Source organism: Rhizobium sp. KDH_Rht_773_N (assembly GCF_052946295.1).
Window position 1 is genome coordinate 1737494 of sequence record NZ_CM129525.1, and the last position, 18668, is coordinate 1756161.

13 protein-coding genes and 1 pseudogene are annotated in these 18668 nt (G+C 60.5%); 5 read left to right on the plus strand and 9 right to left on the minus strand.

Annotation, left to right across the window (positions count from 1 at the left end; translation table 11 throughout):
- Window positions 1-6: 6 nt before the first annotated feature.
- The 3 genes from ACU8HS_RS08845 to ACU8HS_RS08855 are packed head-to-tail and all read right to left on the minus strand — an operon-like array spanning window position 7 to window position 3908.
- Complete coding sequence (locus ACU8HS_RS08845) at window positions 7-1017, minus strand: hydroxyacid dehydrogenase (RefSeq protein ID WP_447015766.1); 1011 nt, start codon at window positions 1015-1017, stop codon at window positions 7-9.
- Window positions 1014-2870: a DUF2264 domain-containing protein gene (locus ACU8HS_RS08850; RefSeq protein WP_447015767.1), complete on the minus strand. Its 1857-nt coding sequence runs from the start codon at window positions 2868-2870 to the stop codon at window positions 1014-1016. The genes ACU8HS_RS08845 and ACU8HS_RS08850 overlap by 4 nt, the downstream gene beginning before the upstream one ends.
- Before the next feature lie 9 nt (window positions 2871-2879).
- Window positions 2880-3908, minus strand: coding sequence for a LacI family DNA-binding transcriptional regulator (locus tag ACU8HS_RS08855; protein ID WP_112756247.1), 1029 nt, complete (start codon window positions 3906-3908; stop codon window positions 2880-2882).
- Window positions 3909-4065: 157 nt separating this feature from the next.
- Here ACU8HS_RS08855 and ACU8HS_RS08860 point away from each other — a divergent pair, with 157 nt between their 5' ends.
- Window positions 4066-5349 carry an ABC transporter substrate-binding protein gene (locus tag ACU8HS_RS08860; protein WP_447015768.1) on the plus strand — a complete coding sequence of 428 codons (1284 nt, stop codon included), beginning with the start codon at window positions 4066-4068 and terminating at the stop codon, window positions 5347-5349.
- An 81-nt stretch (window positions 5350-5430) separates the two neighbouring features.
- On the opposite strand, the gene ACU8HS_RS08865 is transcribed toward ACU8HS_RS08860, so the two are convergent.
- From ACU8HS_RS08865 to ACU8HS_RS08885, 5 genes and pseudogenes are all read right to left on the minus strand, one after another.
- Window positions 5431-6390: a glycoside hydrolase family 26 protein gene (locus ACU8HS_RS08865; protein WP_447015769.1), complete on the minus strand. Its 960-nt coding sequence runs from the start codon at window positions 6388-6390 to the stop codon at window positions 5431-5433.
- Between the two features lie 7 nt (window positions 6391-6397).
- Window positions 6398-6921: pseudogene (locus ACU8HS_RS08870) on the minus strand (DUF995 domain-containing protein); the annotation flags it as partial.
- 10 nt (window positions 6922-6931) lie between these two features.
- Window positions 6932-8815 (minus strand): glycosyltransferase family 2 protein, encoded by a 1884-nt coding sequence (locus ACU8HS_RS08875; RefSeq protein ID WP_447015770.1) that lies wholly within the window; start codon window positions 8813-8815, stop codon window positions 6932-6934.
- A complete protein-coding gene (gene galE / locus ACU8HS_RS08880) occupies window positions 8812-9795 on the minus strand; it encodes a UDP-glucose 4-epimerase GalE (RefSeq protein WP_112759059.1) in 984 nt (327 codons plus the stop codon). The genes ACU8HS_RS08875 and galE overlap by 4 nt, the downstream gene beginning before the upstream one ends.
- 1 nt (window position 9796) lies before the next feature.
- The gene (locus ACU8HS_RS08885; RefSeq protein ID WP_447015771.1) at window positions 9797-10819 is read right to left on the minus strand and encodes a UDP-glucuronic acid decarboxylase family protein; all 1023 of its coding nucleotides are present in this window, start codon (window positions 10817-10819) and stop codon (window positions 9797-9799) included.
- Between the two features lie 374 nt (window positions 10820-11193).
- On the opposite strand from ACU8HS_RS08885, the gene ACU8HS_RS08890 reads away from it, so the two are divergent.
- Window positions 11194-11514, plus strand: a complete 321-nt coding sequence (locus ACU8HS_RS08890) for a hypothetical protein (protein WP_162763326.1) — start codon at window positions 11194-11196, stop codon at window positions 11512-11514.
- Window positions 11515-11518: 4 nt separating this feature from the next.
- Here the strand turns inward: ACU8HS_RS08890 and ACU8HS_RS08895 are convergent, their stop codons facing one another.
- Window positions 11519-12301, minus strand: coding sequence for a response regulator transcription factor (locus ACU8HS_RS08895; RefSeq protein WP_112564816.1), 783 nt, complete (start codon window positions 12299-12301; stop codon window positions 11519-11521).
- Window positions 12302-13159: 858 nt separating this feature from the next.
- Here ACU8HS_RS08895 and ACU8HS_RS08900 point away from each other — a divergent pair.
- The 3 genes from ACU8HS_RS08900 (at window position 13160) to ACU8HS_RS08910 (ending at window position 18664) form a co-directional block, all read left to right on the plus strand.
- Complete coding sequence (locus ACU8HS_RS08900) at window positions 13160-14161, plus strand: fibrinogen-binding protein (protein ID WP_447015772.1); 1002 nt, start codon at window positions 13160-13162, stop codon at window positions 14159-14161.
- Window positions 14162-14298: 137 nt separating this feature from the next.
- Complete coding sequence (locus ACU8HS_RS08905; protein ID WP_447015773.1) at window positions 14299-16356, plus strand: hypothetical protein; 2058 nt, start codon at window positions 14299-14301, stop codon at window positions 16354-16356.
- Window positions 16357-16381: 25 nt separating this feature from the next.
- Window positions 16382-18664: a type I secretion system permease/ATPase gene (locus ACU8HS_RS08910; RefSeq protein ID WP_447015774.1), complete on the plus strand. Its 2283-nt coding sequence runs from the start codon at window positions 16382-16384 to the stop codon at window positions 18662-18664.
- Window positions 18665-18668: the final 4 nt, after the last annotated feature.

Sequence of the window (18668 nt, forward strand, 5' to 3'; positions counted from 1 at the left end):
GAGGCCTCAGGCGGTATTTTCCAGGCTTTCGAGGGTGAGCCCGTAGAGAAGAGGCTCGCCCTTGATGAAGCGCTCGACCTCGTCCGCCGCCATTTCGCCGAGGCGGGTGCGCTCCAGGCCGACCGCGCCGGCGATATGCGGCGTCAAAAAGACGTTGGGCAGGTCGTAGAATGCCGAACCCGGTCCCGGTATTTCGGGATCGGTCACATCGATGACGGCGTCGATACGGCCGGTTTTCAGCACGGCCAGCAGCGCATTCTCATCAATCAGCGCGCCACGGGCCGTATTGATGAGCGTCGCGCCATCCTTCATCAGGCCCAGCTTCGACGCATCGATCATGTGCCGGGTAGACGGCAGCGACGGCGCGTGGACGGAGACGATATCCGATCCGCGCATGAGCTCGTCGAGCTCCACCTTCTGCGCGCCCATTGCGCGTGCCTGCTCAGCATCGACTGTCGGATCGAAGAGCAGCACCTGATAGTCGAAGGGCCTCAGCAGATCGATGACACGGCGCCCGATGCGCGAGGCGCCGATAATGCCGACCGTGCGGCGATAATTGCCGATGGCTTCCCGCTGCATCGGGTAGGTCCGATCACGATGGCGGTCGGCGACATAAAGGTCGCGAAAGCGGAAGACATGTTTGCCGGCGAAGATGATCGCGGCCAGCGTGAATTCGGCAACGGGAACGGCATTGGCCTCGGCCGCATGACTGACGGCGATGCCGGCTTCAAATATGCCGGCATCGACGATGCCCTTCACCGTTCCTGCCGCGTGAGCCACGAGCTTCAACTTCGGGGCAAGCGTCAGAACCTCATGGCCGACATAAGGCGCTCCCCAGCCGGTGATCAGGATTTCCGCCTCGGAAAGAAGGCGTTTCGCCCGCTCGTCGTCAAAGTGCTCGAGCGGCTCGGCATCCAGCAGGCGCCCGACGCCATCCAGCCGGCGAAGGATCGTCTCGGGCAGCACATGCTCCGTACGGGAAGGCTGCATGGCGAGGACGATGGCAGGACGGCTCATGGCATGTGTCCCGGCGCTTCGATGGCGCTGACGGTCACGCCCTTTTCGCTGACCAGCTTCTGGAGCGCAACGAGATCGGGAGCCTTGGGCGGCGTGGACCAAACGCCCGATACGGCAGCCGGATCGTTCAACGCGAGCGCAGCCGTGACCAGGATCGTTTCGCCAGCCGGAATCTCGCCGCGGAGCTGGGGCACGAGCGTCTTGGAAACGATCAGGTTGGTATTCGGCAGCGCCTTCTGCACAAGGCCGTTTCGCTTGATCGAGGAACCAAGATCGACGATGCCGGTGAAATCCGCTTCGCCGATCGCATGGGCCGAGCCTTCGGCCGCTGAAAGCGTATCCGCATCGAGATCGCGTTTGGCAATCGCAAAGCCGCCTTCCGCCGTCTGCAGCGGGCGCGGCGTCGCAATACGGTGAACGCGGATATGCCACGGCACCGATGGCACGAGCCAGGTTTCGACCTTCACGTCCTTGAAGGCCGACCATCTGGAATAAAGGATGTCGCCGGCGATCTTCGCTTCCTCGTTCGTCTCCCGGACACGGTAATGCAGCCCGTCGTCGCTGAAGGCGAGCGCCGAATCGAAGGCAGCCAATGCGAAAGCGCGCTCGTCGGCCTCGACGCTGAAACCGTAGCGGGCAGAATAGGCGAATTTTGCGTATTTCTCCGTGCCGAAGCGCATTTGCAGGTTTTCCTGCCCCGAAGACAGCGCCACGACATCATTGCCGGCGCGCATGACCACCATGCCGGGATGACGCTGCGGAACGACATCCGGCACCGGCTCCGGTGCCTTCTCCTGCGCGAGCCAGAAAGGATGATCCTCCGGAATGGCGAGCGGCAGGAAGGCCTTGAAGGCCCAATAGGGCGAGCCGGCAGAATTGTAGCTCTCGGACATCAGGAGGTTCGGATAGCCGAAGCCGATGGAGAGAACGCCGTCGTGGCTGGCGATCGGCTTGTCCCGCCACCAGCGCAGATGCTCCAGGCAGAGATGCTTGACCTCGCCCCAGGGCAATGCCTCGAGATCGGCGAAGGCAAGCGCCGACCAGAAACCGGCACAGGCGAAACGATAGGTAAGGCTGCGGCCGAAGGGTATTGTCGCGCCATCGGGCGCAAACCAGTGGCGGAAATCCCTGGCGAAGAGCACGGCGCGCTCGCGATAGCGCCTGGCATAGTCATCATCGACGAGCTTCGAATAGATCAGGCCGTAGAAATGCATGGCGAAGGGAATGTAGTGGTCGATGCGGCGGATATTGCCGTCGCGATACCAGCCGTCGCCGATATAGAAACCTTCGAGTTCCTCGAGATATTGCCTGGTCAGGCTGCGGTCGAAATCGGCTCCGAGACGGTCGAGCGCGATATCGACGAAGATGCGGAAGAATTTCCAGTTGTTGTCGGCATAGTCGAACTGCCGGACGTGCTTGAAATAGGCGATGACATTGTCACGGGCGCGGCTGTCGAGCGGTTCCCAGATCTTGTCGGGCACCAGCGCCAGGGCAAAACCGAGAGCGGCGAGTTCCACCATGCGCTGGTCGCGGGCGTTGACCGTGCCCCAATATTCGGGATGAGCCGGATCGCAGCCATTGGCCAGGCCTTCGGCAAAGCGGTGCCAGTGATCGAAAGCGTTCCTGCCGGCGCCGAGCGGCGCAAGACCCCAGAGCGGACGGGCAAAGCCTTCGAGATCGGCAGCGGCCCGGTCGAAATGGGCGCCGGCGCCATCGAGGCGAACGCGAGCGCTGCCCTCGGAGAAGAAGGGCAGCAGCGGGTCGAAGAGGTCGTTGACGGCACGGATCATGTCGGCGCGCGTCTTCAGCGGATTGCCTGCAAGCGGGTTTGCGCTGGCGGGATCATAGGTCATCGGCATCACTCACAGCTTGTCTGTATCGGGAACGGTGCCTCCGGCAACGGGAACGACCGCCTGGCAGATATGGCGGGCGGGAGCGGTCCTGTCGCGGTAGCGGGAGAGCATCAGGGAGACGGCCTCGCGGCCAAGTGCTGCGCGGTCGACGCGCATGGTGGAAAGCCGGGGATTGGTCATGACCGCGCAGGGCAGGTCGTCGAAGCCGACGATCGCAAAATCCTCGGGAACACGACGGCCCGCTTCGGTAACGGCTTCAAGAACGCCGACGGCAATGAAATCATTCATGCAGAAAGCTGCCGTATATCCCGGATCCTCGGCGAGCATCGCGAGCGTGCGCTCATGCGCCTCGCGGCTGGCGCTGCCCTGGAAGGTAAGCGGTACGAGCCGGCCTTCGGCACCGGGCACCGCGGCAATCGCCGCCTCGAAGCCCCGCACACGCTCGCGGATCGTGTGGCGGTGGGAGCCGGTGAGATGCATGATGCGGCGATGGCCGGCTTTCGTGAGCCGGCTCGTCGCCTCGTAGGCGCCGAAGAAATTGGAGGGCGAGACACCGTCGAGACGCAGGCGCGGATCGGTGCCGTTGACGAGCACTGTCGGCGTTCCCGTTTCTTCCAGCCAGACCCGCAGCGTATCGCTGGGATCGATGCCGACGAGGAAAAGTCCTTCGGCATCCGCCGTCTGCATATATTCGCCGACGACGTCGGGCGTGGTGCGGTCCTCACGCACGAGCCGCACCTCGAAGGGCATGCCGGCCTCGGCAGCGCCGGCACGAAGACCCTCGACGATCGATTCGTAGAAGACGCTGAGGCCGCCGGTCGCCCCGTCACTGGCAATCAGGGCAAGCCCGCCTGGAACGCTTTCCGACACGGTCTTAACCGGATAGCCGTGCTCGGCAGCGACCTTCAGGATGTGCCGCCGCACGTTTTCGCTGATGCCGGGCTCGTTGGCGAGCACCCGCGAGACCGTGGAAACGGATACACCGGCCAGACTGGCGATATCGGCCTGGCGTGGCCTTTTGCTCTTGGTCTCGTTCATTTTGATCTCATCCATACGGCAAAGATTATGCAAATCATGCAAATTTGCAAGACAATCATAATTTCTTGCAAAGAGAAATTTTTTGCGTACTCTACGCCGAGACGCCCGGAAAGACCATTGGAGGATGGCACCGGGCATTGGACAAAGGAGGAAATCAATGCAGGTCAATCGCCGTTCATTCTTGATGGGAACCGCAGGTGCCGCGGCCGGCCTCGCCTTCGGCGCCGGCAGCGCGACCCCCGCTTTTGCCGAGGACGTTTCGCTTCGTGCCATGTGGTGGGGCTCGAACGACCGCGCCAAGCGCACGCTCGATGTCGCCAAGCTCTACCAGTCCAAGACGCCTGGCGTCACAATCGTCGGTGAATCGCTGGCCGGTGACGGCTACTGGACGAAGCTTGCGACACAGATGGCCGGCCGCTCGATTGCCGACGTCTTCCAACTCGAGCCGGGCACGATTTCCGATTATTCCAAACGCGGCGCCTGCCTGGCGCTCGATCAATTCGTGCCATCGACGCTGAAGGTCGACGATTTCGGCGCCGACATGCTGAAACTGACAACAGTGGACGGCAAGCTCTACGGTGTCGGCCTCGGCCTCAATTCCTTCGCGATGTTCTATGACACGGCGGCATTCGAAAAGGCCGGCATTCCGGCGCCGACGCCCGATCTTACCTGGGAGGAATATGCCAAGCTCGCCGTGGAGCTCGGGAAATCCGGCGGCAAGCCCGGTCCTTTCGCAGCGCGTTACACCTACGTCTTCGACGCCTGGCTGCGCCAGCGCGGCAAGAGCCTCTATGCCAAGGAAAGCCCGACCCTCGGCTTCACGGTCGACGACGCCAAGGAATGGTTCGATTACTGGGATAAGCTGCGCAAGGCCGGCGGCACCGTTGCTGCCGACGTGCAGACGCTGGACCAGAACAACATCGACACGAACTGCCTCACACTTGGTAAATCGGCCATCAGCATGGCCTACTCCAACCAGATGGTCGGCTATCAGCTGGTCATCAAGAACAAGCTCGGTATTGCTATGTTGCCGCGCGAGAAGAAGGGCGGCCCGTCGGGCCACTATTATCGTCCGGGACTGATCTGGAGCGTGGGCGCCACGACCAAGCAGGGTGAAGAAGCCGCAAAGTTCATCAGCTTCTTCGTCAACGATCCGGAAGCCGGCAAGATCCTTGGCGTAGAACGCGGCGTGCCGATGTCGCCGGTGGTGCGGGAAGCCATTCTGCCGCAGCTCAACCCGACGGAGCAAGAGACGGTCAAGTACATTACCTTGCTCAAGGATCAGGTGGGTGAGTATCCGCCGCCGGTTCCGATGGGCTCCACCGAATTCGACCAGCGGGTGCTTCGTCCGACCTGCGACGAACTCGCCTTCGAACGTATCTCGGTGGCAGATGCCGCCCAGAAGCTTGTCGAGACCGGCAAGGCGACCATCAGGGGTTAATCATATCCTGCACGACGAATTGCGGCCCGCCATCGGCGGGCCTTTCCCTTTCGGCAACCCCAGCGCATTCAGCACGCCAGCTCAGTTGCTGGCATCGTCAACGACGCGCCAGTCGGGCCGGCCGAGATTGAATGGCCATGCATGCACGTCGCGGTCGTTGAAGTAGACGACTTCCTGCAGTTCGGGAAAATCGCCCTGCTTGAGCGTCGCCGTTTCCATCCACGGCTTGACGTATCCGTCACTGCCCTCATAGCCGAGCTCGGCCACCCAGACCGGCTTGTGATACCGGGCGACAAGGTCGTATCCCGGCCTCAGCGCCTCGGCAAACGTCCGCGGGCCGTTGTGAACGATCCGGTCGTAAGGCTCCAGGCCGAAAACCGATAGGCCGACAAAGTCGACATAGGTATCGCCGGGATAATAGGCATTGAGGCCAGGCTTTCCCTTCGGCGACCACATGAGTTTCGTCTTGGGCGCTTCCTGCCGCACGATATCCATCATGCGCCTGTAGGCGGCTATATAGTCGGCAGGATTCCAGCCGGACCACGAAAAGCGGCCGGAATCGTCTTCCATTTCCTGTCCCCAGCGGATGATGACCGGACTTTGCAGCTGGGCGATCATCCTGGCAATCGCCCGCATGTTCGCGTCGTATTCACCGCGGAACAGCTTCCGGCGAAGTTCAGCTGACGTCAGCCGCCAGTCCACATCCCACGACCAGGGTTCCACCGTGATCAGCAGGTTGCGGCCCCTCGCCAGCGCATAGGCGTCCGCGACACGCAGCGTTTCGAGATCGACATCTTCCCATGGAAGGAAAAGGTGCTCCGTCGTTACGTTCTGCTGCGCGCCGAAATCTCCATGCGGGTCGTAGGCGCCAAACCGGATGCCGCCGGCGTGAATGACCGGTCGTTTGTCGGCGATCGTTTGCGCAGCCGTATTCGCGGGGGCGATGGCATTCTGCGCCGCGCTTCGGTGCGACAGGTCGGCAGCGCCGAACAGAAGCAACGCGATTGCTGCCGTCGAGATTTTCTTCGCCAGGGTTTTCATGGTCTTGCCCTCCCCTTCGGCTTACCTGTTGGTCACGAGAACCTGTTTCAGCTCTTTGGCTTTCAGGCTCACCGTGTCTGCCGGAACCAGCTTCCGGAACTCATCGTCGGTTTTCGTGGAAGCGTGCCGGAACACGTACCAGTCCCCGCTCGGCTGACGCCGCTGATAGATCGTATTGCCGATCTTGCGGTGGCCGAAGCAGGTACTGGCACGTGCCGCCCCCTCATTGTTGGTCCAGGTCGCGCGCATGCACATCTGGCCGAAATCGTCGACGACCCAACGGCCTTCGGCGAAAGACTGTTTGCCGCCATTGTCGACCCAGGCGACGAAATGCCTGCCCTCGCCAAAGAAACGACCGCCGCCCGTATTCCAGATCCAGGTCTTGTTGGCGTAGATCCCGTAGAGTTCGCCGGCGCTCAGCGGCACCGGTACCGGTGCTTTCTTCTTTTCTGCGGCCAGTGCGCCCGCCGGCAGGATAAGGCTAAGGCACAGAGCCAGCACTCCTCCCGTCAATCGTGTTGTCATGCTCATTTTGTCCTCCTCACGCATTTCTGCTCTCTCCAACATCCCTTCGCTCCCGGCCAAGGTCGGCAAAACCGTGCCATTTGAGACGGAATTTCACGATCCTGGTCTTGCCGCCGCCGAGCCCCGCGCCCGCCACAGCGAATTGCGACCGGGTAAAGGTGACAAAGGGCTGGCCGTGCGAAAGCGCTTCCACGGCAACCAGCCCGTGGTTGCCGAGCTGCGCTCCGCCGACCAGGCAGGCAACGAGACCGCCCGCAGCGGCAAGGCGCAGGCCGTATGTCTGCGGCAGGAAGGGCTGACCGTTCTCGGCGGCGTGACGGACGACAACCAGGATTGCGAGCGACAGATAAATCGACAGGTTGATCGCCGCGAAGATCTGGAAGCCATGCGCAGCATCGCCATCGGCAGCAAAAGCCATGGCCGCGGCACAAATGCCTGCCAGCGCAATGTATGGTGCGATGATCCGCGCCGGCAGTTTGCGCGCGCCCTGATCACCCTTTGGGGTGATACGGAAATCGACGAAGGAACCGGTCATGTGATCGCGCAGCGCGGCGAGGCTGCCGGCAAGCGACCAGGGCCAGCGCAGCAGGATGAAAACGACACCTTCCCAGCCGAAAAGCTTCGCGTCGTGTGGCCGGAATGTGCCCGACGCGCGCCAGAAGACGGCGAATGCCGTCAGTGCGAGCGACAGCGGCAGCGAGTGCAACAGGAATGCCGGATAGGTGACGTTGACGAAGACATGCCCCGTGAGCAGGGCCGCGACCGGCAGCATGAACGTCAGGGCCATGAAGGCTGAAAACAGCGGATACCAGAGCTGCGAAAACAGGAACTGGAACTTCAGCTTCAGCGGCAGCCGGGCGACATGGCGGCGAGAATGCTGCAGGAGGATCGTCACCAGGCTGCGCGACCACTGGAATTCCTGCACGACCAGATCGACGAATGTCGCCGGCCCATCGCCATGGGCGATGGCATTGACCGCATGGACGCCACGCCAGCCACCGGCATTCATCATCAGCGTGGTCGAATGATCTTCGGCGAGCTCGGGGCCGAGCCCGCCGATCTGCCTCAAGGCCGCCGTGCGAACGGCATAGTGCGAGCCGATGCAAAGCGGCGCCCAGCCATTATTGTATCCCGCCTGCAGCGAGCCATGCAGGCTTGCTTCGGCATAGAGCCTGCCGCGGGCGGCCCAGCTTTCGGCCGCATTGGCATCACAGATGCTGGGTGCCGAGACATAGCCCACTTCGGGATCGGAGAAGGGTCGCAGGACTTCGCGAAGATAGGTCGGCGTCGGAACATGATCGGCGTCGAACTGAGCGACGAAGTCATAGCGTTCGTAGCCGAAGTGATCGTAGAAACAGGCGAGATTGCCTTCCTTGCAGCGCGTGCGGCGCGGCCAGGTGGCGCGGTGATATTCGCTCACACCCTTGCGGGTCGAGATCATGATGCCGTGCTGCCCGCACCACCTCCTCGTTTCCTCGGACGGATCTTCGTCGGCAAGCCAGACATCGAACTCGACACCCTTCTGATCGAGCATGGCAAGAAGCGTTTTGCGCAGGACGGCGAAGGGTTCCGACGGCGCCTTGGTGACCACCATGGCGACGCGGCCCTGCGGCAGGCCGGCGGACGATCCGACCTGCCTTGCGTCCAGAAAAATCAGGATGAAATAGGCCGGCACCAGAGTGATCCAGGCAAGGACGAGGGTGACGAGCAGGAATGCCGGCCATGAAACGACGTGCGTCGGCTCGAGCCACCAGAGCCAGAAGTAGGCAAGCGCTGCCAGCCAGCCGGCGATGCCAAGGCCGTAGGCGGCCCGGTTCCAGCCGGCAAAGACGGGCTCGAACATCCGGGATCCGGCTGCGGAAGACCGATATGTTCGACCGATTCCGGCTCCGGCGCTCATGCGATCACCTCCAGTCCGAAGGTCGGGCCGGCCGTGCGGATGATCGTGTCGATATCCGAAAGCGTCGGCACGAAGTCCAATTCCAGGCAAGCCCTTTTCGTATCGGCGAAAAGCACGGGCGGATCGCCGGCGCGGCGCGGCTGGCAACGGATCGGCACTTTATGGCCGGTCTTCCGCCTGACGGCCCGGAGGATCTCGCCGACCGACGTGCCGCGGCCGGAACCCAGATTGAGGCTGAGGGAATTGCCGCCAACCAGGAGGTGGCGAACGGCGGCAAGATGCGCTTCGGCGAGATCGCTGACATGGATATAATCCCTGACACAGGTGCCATCTTCCGTCGGATAGTCGGTGCCGAAAACATCGAGGCTCTCGATCCGGCCGCTTGCGGCAAGAAGCGCACGCGGGATCAGATGGGTTTCGGGATAGTGCCGCTCGGCAAGCTGGCCTTCCGGATCGGCGCCTGCGGCGTTGAAGTAACGGAGCGCGGCAAAACGGATGCCATAAGCAGCCGCATAGTCCTCCAGCGCCATTTCGAAGATCAGCTTGGTCCTGCCATAGGGACTGACCGGCTGTTGCGGCGTTTTCTCGCCGATCGGCAACATTTCCGGGATGCCGTAGGTCGCGCAGCTGCTGGAAAAGACGATCCTGTCGATATTGCAGTCGAGGCAGGCGTCCAGCAGCGACAGGCTGCCTATGACGTTGTTGCGATAATAGACGCTCGGCTTTTCGACGGATTCGCCGACATAGGCATTGGCACCGCAATGGATGACACAATCCGGCGAATAGGCGGCCATCACCTGCCGCAGCCTCGCGCCGTCGGCGATGTCGGCCTGGATCAGCGGCCCCCACCGGACGCTATCGATATGCCCGGTGGAAAGATTGTCGTAAGTGACCGGAACCATGCCGGCACGCGCAAGCGCCTTGCAGATGTGGCTGCCGATGAAGCCGGCGCCACCCGTAACCAGGATGTAGCGGGGCATCTCATAGTGCCTCCACCACTTGTCGGCAGGTCAGCAGCGCATCGAAATAGGCTATCGTGCGCTTGAGCCCGGCCTTCAACTCCGTCGTCGGCCACCAGTTCAGCGTTTCCCTGGCTTTGGAAATGTCCGGCCGGCGCTGCTGCGGATCGTCTGCCACGGCCGGCAGGTAAATGATGCGCGAGCGCGAATTGGTCAGATCGAGGACGATTTCGGCCAGATCGCGCACCGTGATCTCCGCCGGATTGCCGAGATTGATCGGACCGACACAGTGCTCACCGGCCTCGGCGAAACGCAGGAACCCATCGACGAGATCATCGACATAACAGAAGGAGCGCGTCTGCCTGCCGTCGCCGTAGATGGTGATGTCCGCGTCGGAGAGCGCCTGGACGATGAAGTTGGATACGACCCGCCCGTCATCAAGGCGCATACGCGGGCCATAGGTGTTGAAGATCCGGCCAACCTTGATATCGACGCCATATTTGCGGTGATAGTCGAAGAACAGGGTTTCGGCCGATCGCTTGCCCTCGTCGTAGCACCCGCGCGGACCAATCGGGTTGACGTTGCCGAAATAGGTTTCTCGCTGCGGATTCTCGTGCGGATCCCCATAGACTTCCGAAGTCGAGGACTGGACGACCGTTGCGCCGGTGCGGCGCGCCGCATCGAGCGTGTTGACGGCACCGAGCACATTGGTCAGCAAGGTGCCGACAGGATCACGCTGATAATCCGGCGGTGAAGCCGGCGACGCAAAATTGAAGATGACGGAGGCCTCGACATCGTAGGGCTGGCGCACGTCATGTTCCAAAAGCCTGAAACGGGTATTCGCCAGCAGATGCTCGATATTGACGCGGCGACCGGTGTGGAAATTGTCGAGACAGATGACCTCGTGGCCGCGCTCGAGAAGTCGCTCGCAAAGATGCGAACCCAGGAAGCCGGCGCCGCCGTTGACCAGCACGGTCTTTGACCGCTGTCGCGGCGATGCGGACGCAGATCCTGAATGTCCTTCGGTGGGAATGAAGCTACGCATTACAAATCCTTCCCATGTGGTGTGGTCTTTTAGACCCTTCTATACTTTAGGCTCCCCCTTCTTCCGTCTCGATAACTTCAACGTGAAGTAGTATCGATCAAATAACCACCCTGGCTATTCTTCGGATAGTTGCACCCATGGTCAAAATGATAGGAGGATATCAGGTCAGGTCAACTTGAAAACGCTAGAGCAATTCTAAATAGCTATAGTATTAAACTTTGGAATTCGCTTGATTAATCCCCCTCAACGACTATGGTGCCAAGCCTCGGTCCGACCGCTCCTGCGTCAGTCGATGAAGCCAGTTTAGGGAAGTGGCCGGGCAGTGCTGTGCGAGGGCGCGTCGCAATTGCCCTGATGATATAGGGGGTTCTTCGATGACGGCTGACGATCGCATGCATGGCAGAGCGCCATGCGGTTTCAGCTCTCTGGTTTTGGCGGCGACGGTCGTTCTCTCGGCTTTCGGACCGATGTCATGTGCGGTAGTCGATCCGGCGATCGTAGGCAGCACGGAGAAGAACGTCGTTGTGGCAAGTGCGCCACGTGCCGCGAAGGACTTCCCCGATGCCGCCGAACCAAAGACCGCGCCGGCGAAAGTGAGCGCCGCGATCTATCCCGGTTCCGCGCCGTATATCTGCTCGCCGAGCGGGTTCGGCCAGAAATCGCGCTGCTTTGCCCGCACGTCCCGGACGGACTGATGGCCTAGTGCGGCCACCTGCCGGAGAGTTCGCCGTTGTCCGACGTGTCGTTGAAGAAACGCGAGGCCGCTTCCGTGCGATTTCTCACATTCATCTTCTTGTAGATATTGCGGACGTGGACCTTCACCGTGTTTTCGGACAGGTGAAGCTTGTCGGCGATAATCTTGTTCTGCGTGCCCTTACAGATAAGGTCGAGGATCTGCACCTCGCGCGTGGTCAGGGCCGCCATGCTGTTGCGGCGAAGCTTCAGGGCATTGGCGCGCGCTGCATCGACGGACTTGGTCTGGTACAGCGAGGGCTCGAGCTGGGCCGTCGCCCGATTGGACAGACGACCTAAAAGTGCGGATGGAAAATGTTCGCCGCCCTTCATCAGCAAATCGATTGCCGCCATGAAGACATCCAGGCGCAGGTTGAGCGGCAGGACGCCATCGACGACACGCGCCTCGACAAGGCGGCTGATATAGGGCTCCATCATGTCGATGGCTTCGACGACGAGGCCGATCGATGCGTCCGGACGGTTTTCGCGAACGACCTGCAGCGCATCATGCAACTCGGCGCCGGCGACGTGATAGAAAAGGACAAGCCGCATATCCTGAATATCCTTCTCGGATATGGACTGCGCGCTCGATACGCTTACGACATCGAAATTCGGGAATTTCTTTGCGAGTGCCTCAACCATGCACTCCGAGAACAGATCCGCCTTGGCGATTACCAGGACTGTTTCCCCGTTCGGGCTCAGTCTTCTTGCCTGATCCGAATCTCCTACTTCCGACCCAACCATGAACATATACGCCTCCCCTAGCGCTACACTATACTCAAACTCGGAGCATCTACTCCCATTGGCGCGATGACGGGTACTACATGCCGACGAACATTGCCCCTAGGCATGTGGCCGCCTTATCTTTTAGGCATTTCTTAATTATGGTAATATGGATTTCAAAGGAAAGAAATGGCCCAAATGGGTTAGTTGTCAGGAACTTCTATTTATTTTTTGCCACTTTATGGTTGCATTTCCGACCAGAAACATCCTGGCGGGCGGTATTTCAACTAGATTTCGGTATAAAGCAGCATGTATTAGTTCGGGACATACGAAATCGAAGTGGTATTGCCAGACGATATTTCAAAATAAGACGGAGAACCTTCCGGGCTTAACTTCGCGGTATCGCAAACAGTCGGAGCTGCCGGTTTGCGAGGCACTGCCGCATTCGTAAACGGCTTCCGCCGGGCCTTCGAGCCGGCATGGGCTTAATTACAGTATTGAACCGGCTTTCAGATGCCTTAGCCCGAATTGATATCTATCGGGACCCGGATTTTTGCACCAATCTATGACGGTTGCCAAAATGGCGACGTGAAAATCAAGTATCGGCATGTGTTTTTGATACTTGGTCTTCTTTCGAGGGAACTCAAAAAGAAGTTGAACTGCCTTGCTCGCGCTCAAAACGAGTCCGGGATCGGATCTGTGCGCCTTTGTACTGCTTAAGCACAGTCCCAATACAGAATTTGGACAACAAATCGCAATGAACTGCAGATGAAGAGGTACCGCGTCCATCTGCCGATGTTAACGTATTGGAGCAAGCGCGAGCAAAGATCCCATTTGAGATGAGAGGGACTTCGAAAGCTGCTCCAATTTTTTGGAGGAACAGCAATGTCTTATGACCCCAAGCACGGTTCCGATGACGACACCGTGAAGGTAGGCGCGTTGGCCGACGGCCTTTCCAGCGCCATCAATTCAACCGATATCGATGACGATTCCACGGGCTATGTCGGCGGTATCGCTAACGGCGACAATCGCAACAACACCGACAACAGCACGGACGTCGACGTCAAGGCCCATATCGATCTCGACGTGAAGACCGACAACGGCGACAACCGCGACAACGAATACGACTGGAGCTACAAGTCGGACGACGACACGAACACCAAGACGACCACGATCAACGACAACGACACGACCACAACCACGAAGTCGGATTACGACTGGAGCTATGACGCCAAGTCGTACAGCGACGACGACGTCGACATCAAGACGGTCACGGATACGGAAACCACCACCAAGACCGACACCGATATCGATACCGACATCAAGACCGTCACCGATACCGACACCAAGACGACCACGGACAGCTACAACACCAGCGACAGCTTCAACAAGACGGACACGGACTTCGCCGTTATCGAGGATGTCAAGGACTTCGGGAACCTCGGCGTGGCCGGCCATGATCTTACCTTCAATATCGGCGACGACTTCTCCTTCACGCTCGACGTCAACAACATTCTCAACGATTCGCTGAACGGTGCAGGCAACGATACCGGCTTCAGCATCGTGCAGGCAAACCATCTCGCAGACCAGGATGAGGCCTGGAACGTCAAGATGGACAACGCCGGCGCTCAGAACCAGCTGAGCGCGAATGCAGGCACCGCGCATGGTGCTGACGGCGTCGACATGGACGGCAAGGGCTGGGATCTCAAGGCAGGCGACGACGTTGCAGGCACTTCGACGGCAGATGCTTCTGCAATCCTCGCCAATTCGGGCTTCCATCTGGAGCTCGTGCAGGGCGCGAACATGCTCAGCAACGCTGTGGACTCCAGCGTCATCGGCGGCAACTCGCACGCCTCCGACGTCGGCGAAGATACCAGCGGACAATAACCTCCAAGACCAAGAAAGGGCTGCACCGGCTTCGGCCGGTGCAGTTTGAATGCTTGCGTACGAATTGACGAACAGCGCGGCTCCCGCAGAAGGACGTCGCATGGCCGGTCGTTTCTTCGATAGGGAGGGCCAAGGCAATGCAAATCGAGAAATTCTCAGAAATCATCGCCCATTTCATCGGCATATTCGAAACGATGACCGAAGAGATGCGGCTGCGCACAGAATTGACCGAGGGAGCCGGTCCTGCCGAAAACAATCCGACGCTCGACGACCTGACCGCCAGAAGCCCGGCATTCGCTTCCGATCTCGCGCTCAAAGACTACGATCCCGACGTCAACTACCGCAGCGTCAGTTACGACATCGTCTATGGCGGCCCGCGCCGGTTCGGCAGTTCCTTCGAGGAAAGCCTCGACAAACTGTCCGAAATCGCCCACCGCGACGTACCGCTGCCACGTTTCGGCAGTCCGCAGGACATCAACATCGAGGACGAAGAAGAACTGCAGGTTTTCGATGGTCCCGGATCGGTGATCGGTTACACCACGCAGGTCAACGTTCTCTACGACGACGACTATCTCGACATGACCGACGGGCATCATGCCCCGCGCGATACGAGCTTCGTCACGGAAAAACTGGCCGAATTCAGTTCAAAGGTCGAGATATTCTCTCCCTTTTCCGATCTGCACAGAACCGACACCCACGAGGGGATCAAGCAGATCGCCGCGGACATGGAAGCCTATATCCAGGATAAGGAGGATTCCGGCCAGACATCGCTCGGCACGGGTGAGCCGCCGGCGGACAATCCAAATGACCAGGTGCACGATTTCGTGCTGGCGGGCGACGAGATCACCGGAACCTACATGAACGGCAAGCTCGTTTCCGAGGTTCCGGTGCTGGACGATCTTCTGCCGGACCGCGGTCTTGCCCAACCGCCCGAAGACCCGGACGAAAGCCAGACATCCGTCGAGCAGCACGACCCGGCTTCGAGCAGCCTGGAGGTCACTGCCGGCGCAAACCTCGTCGCAAACATAGCGTCCGTCGTCAACACTGCGGTGATCTCTTCCGTAACGGCTGTCATGGGCGATTATCACCAGATCGACGCCATCACGCAGGTCTACGCCTACAGCAACAATGACGACATCGCCTCGGTGTTCCAGTCCTCCGCCGATTCGAACGCGGGCGCCGGAACCGCTGCCTACAATATCGCCAGCTTCGAACGCGATGCGTACGAAGCGCCCCAGCCGCAGACAATGGTCGATGCGCAGGGCGATCCCATCTTTCCGATGGCCTGGCGTGTCAGCGTCATCGAGGGCGACGTAACCTTCGTAAACTGGATCGAGCAATATCATTTCGTCAGCGACAACGACACCATGACCGTTACGACGAGCGGGTCGCAAGCCACCGTTCTGACCGGCGGCAATACAACGCTGAATTTCTCGTCGTTCTTCGAAATGGGCCTGCAATACGACCTCATCATCGTCGGCGGCAGCGTCTACGACATCAACAGCATCACGCAGATTTCACTTCTCTACGACAACGACTGGGCGCGCGCCGAAGACGGCGCGGAGGGCGATGCCACCGTCCAGTCCGGCGACAACCTCATCTGGAATTTCGCGGCGATCCACAATGTCGGGGCCAACGACCGCTTCGAAACGATGCCCGACTACATGCACCAGGTAGAAGAGGGCATCCAGGATCGCGATCCGACAATGCCGCAGGGCTTGTCCACCGATATCAATTTCCAGGGCTATCTCGGCCTCAACGTTCTCTATATCACCGGCAACCTCTTCGACATGACGATCATCAAGCAGGTCGCGGTGCTCGGAGATTCCGACGATGTGACCCAGGCCGCGGCCGAGCTTCTGGAAAATGCCCAGGATGCCGTGGTCACGATCGATACGGGCAGCAATACCGTCGCCAACATCGCTGAAATCGTCGACTATGACAGCTTCGGCAACACAACCTATGTTGCCGGTCAGCTCTATTCCGACGCCATTCTCATTCAGGGCGGGATCATCGAGCACGACACGACCCAGCCCGAAACGGCAGGCGAAAGGCTTGCCAATGAAGTCATCGCCTTTCTCGATGACGACAGTCCCCAAGGCGCTGATAACGGCGACGCCGTCATCAATAGCGGGCAGGATCCGTCATGGTCCTCCGCCCACCCCTCGGATGTAATGCAAGCCGTGGTCGCGTGACCTGCGTATCTTGGGAGAGACCGCGATGAATCAGATCTCGAAACAGATTTTTGCCAATGGCAGCGCGCTCGACCTGGGTGGCGAGAAGCCGTCGCCGGGAGCGGCGAATTCGCAGGAGGTCCTGACGCAGGCCTGCGTTTCGGCCATCGATGACGCCGTGGATCATCTTCGCCAGTTGACGCGCACGGCGCCTTCCTGCCCGCCTGAAATCGAGGCTGTCGAGGCTGCCGCTGAGGAGAAAGTGGATGAAGTGCAAGCCGTGACGCCGACCATGCGATCCGACGGGCCGCTTTCCGGCCACGACATGCCCGCGGCCAGTGCCGCCGCAGAGCCGGAAATACGGCCGCAGTCCACCGAGGAATTGCGGGCGGCACCAGACCTTCAGGCACGGCGGGCGCCCGATGAGGCCGACGAACTCAAGGCCAAACCGGACATTCCCTTCGCCAGGACGATCGAGGGCGACACCGGTCCGGTGAAGGAAAACGAGCGCCGCCTGCGCGCTGGCGGCGGTGGCGGGGGCGGCAAGGAGCCGGACTTCGGCGGCGGCGGGGGCGGGGGCGGCGGCGGAGCCAGCGGCTTCCACAAGCGCAGCGAGCCGGTGAATTTCGCCTTGAGCCTTGCGCGCGGCATTGCCGTCATCAGGCGCAACCTCGCCATCGTGATGGTCTTTACGATCGCGATCAACGTGCTGTTGCTGGCGATCCCGCTCTACCTCTTCCAGATTTCCGACCGCGTCCTGACCAGCCGCTCCATCGACACGCTGGTGATGCTTTCGATCGTGGTGGTGGGGGCTGTCCTGATACAGGCCTTCCTGGATTCCGTCCGACGCTTCATCCTGATGCGAACCGCCGTGGAACTGGAGGTCCAGCTGGGCGCCCCGATCCTGAGCGCGGCGGCGCGCGCCTCGCTGCACGGGAACGGCAAGGACTACCAGATCCTGCAGGACCTTCAGCTTCTGCGAAGCTTCCTGACGTCAGGCACGCTGATCGCCTTCCTCGACGCGCCGCTGATGCCGCTCTTCGTGATCGTGGTCTACCTGGTGCATCCGCATCTCGGCATCATCATCATGGTCTGCTGCGCGGTGCTGTTCGTAATCGCTTTCCTGAACCAGAAATTCACAGCCAAACAGTTCGCCGAATCCAACAGCTATCTCAGCCGGGCGAACTTCCATCTCGATTCCATGTCGCGCAATTCGCAGATCATCAACGCGCTCGCGATGATTCCCGAGGCGGTGAAGATGTGGGGCCGGGAAACCGCCGGCTCGCTGAAATCGCATGTGCAGGCACAGGACCGGAACATCATCTTTACGGGGGTTTCCAAAGCCTGCCGCATGATCACGCAGATCGGGCTTCTCGGCTGGGGCGCACACCTGTCGCTGTCGGGAGAGCTGACCGGCGGCATGGTCATCGCGGCCTCGATCATTTCCGGCCGCGCGCTGGCCCCGATCGAAGGAGCCATCGAAGGCTGGCACCAGTTTAACCGATCGATCGCAGCTTACGGCCGCATCAAGAACCTGCTTTTGAACTCGCCGCTCAATTTTCCGCGGCTGCGTCTTCCCAACCCGGAAGGACGGCTGGACGTGGAACGGATCCTCTTCGTTCCGCCGCCGCAGAAGAAGGTGATCCTGAACGGCATTTCCTTCTCGCTGAAGAAGGGGGAATCGCTGGCGATCATCGGCAATTCCGGCTCCGGCAAGACGACGCTCGGCAAGATGCTGGTGGGCTCGATCCTGCCGACCTCGGGCAATGTGCGCCTCGACCTCATGGATCTGCGCAACTGGGACCAGCGGCAGTTCGGGGAAAGCATCGGCTATCTGCCGCAGGACGTGCAGCTGTTTCCGGGCACCATCAAGGCCAATATCTGCCGCATGCGCGACGACGTCGAAGACCGGCAGATCTACGAGGCGGCCGTCCTTGCCGACGTACACGAGCTGATCGCAGGCTTCCCCCAGGGCTACGAGACCGTCGTGGCTTCCGACGGGGCACCGCTTTCGGGCGGCCAGAAGCAGCGCATCGCGCTGGCCCGCGCCTTCTTCGGCGATCCGAAGTTCGTCGTGCTCGACGAGCCCAATTCCAACCTCGACACCCAGGGCGAAGCAGCGCTCGCAAAAGCACTGATCCACGCCAAGAAACAGGGGATCACGACCGTGACGATCACCCAGCGCCCGGCACTTCTGCAATGCGTGGACAAGATCATGGTGCTTAAGGACGGCACGGTCGCCATGTTCGGCGAACGTATGGAAGTGCTGCAGGCAATTTCCAAGGGCAATGGCCGCAACGGCCAGCAAGCCCCGCGTATCGAAGGGTAACGGC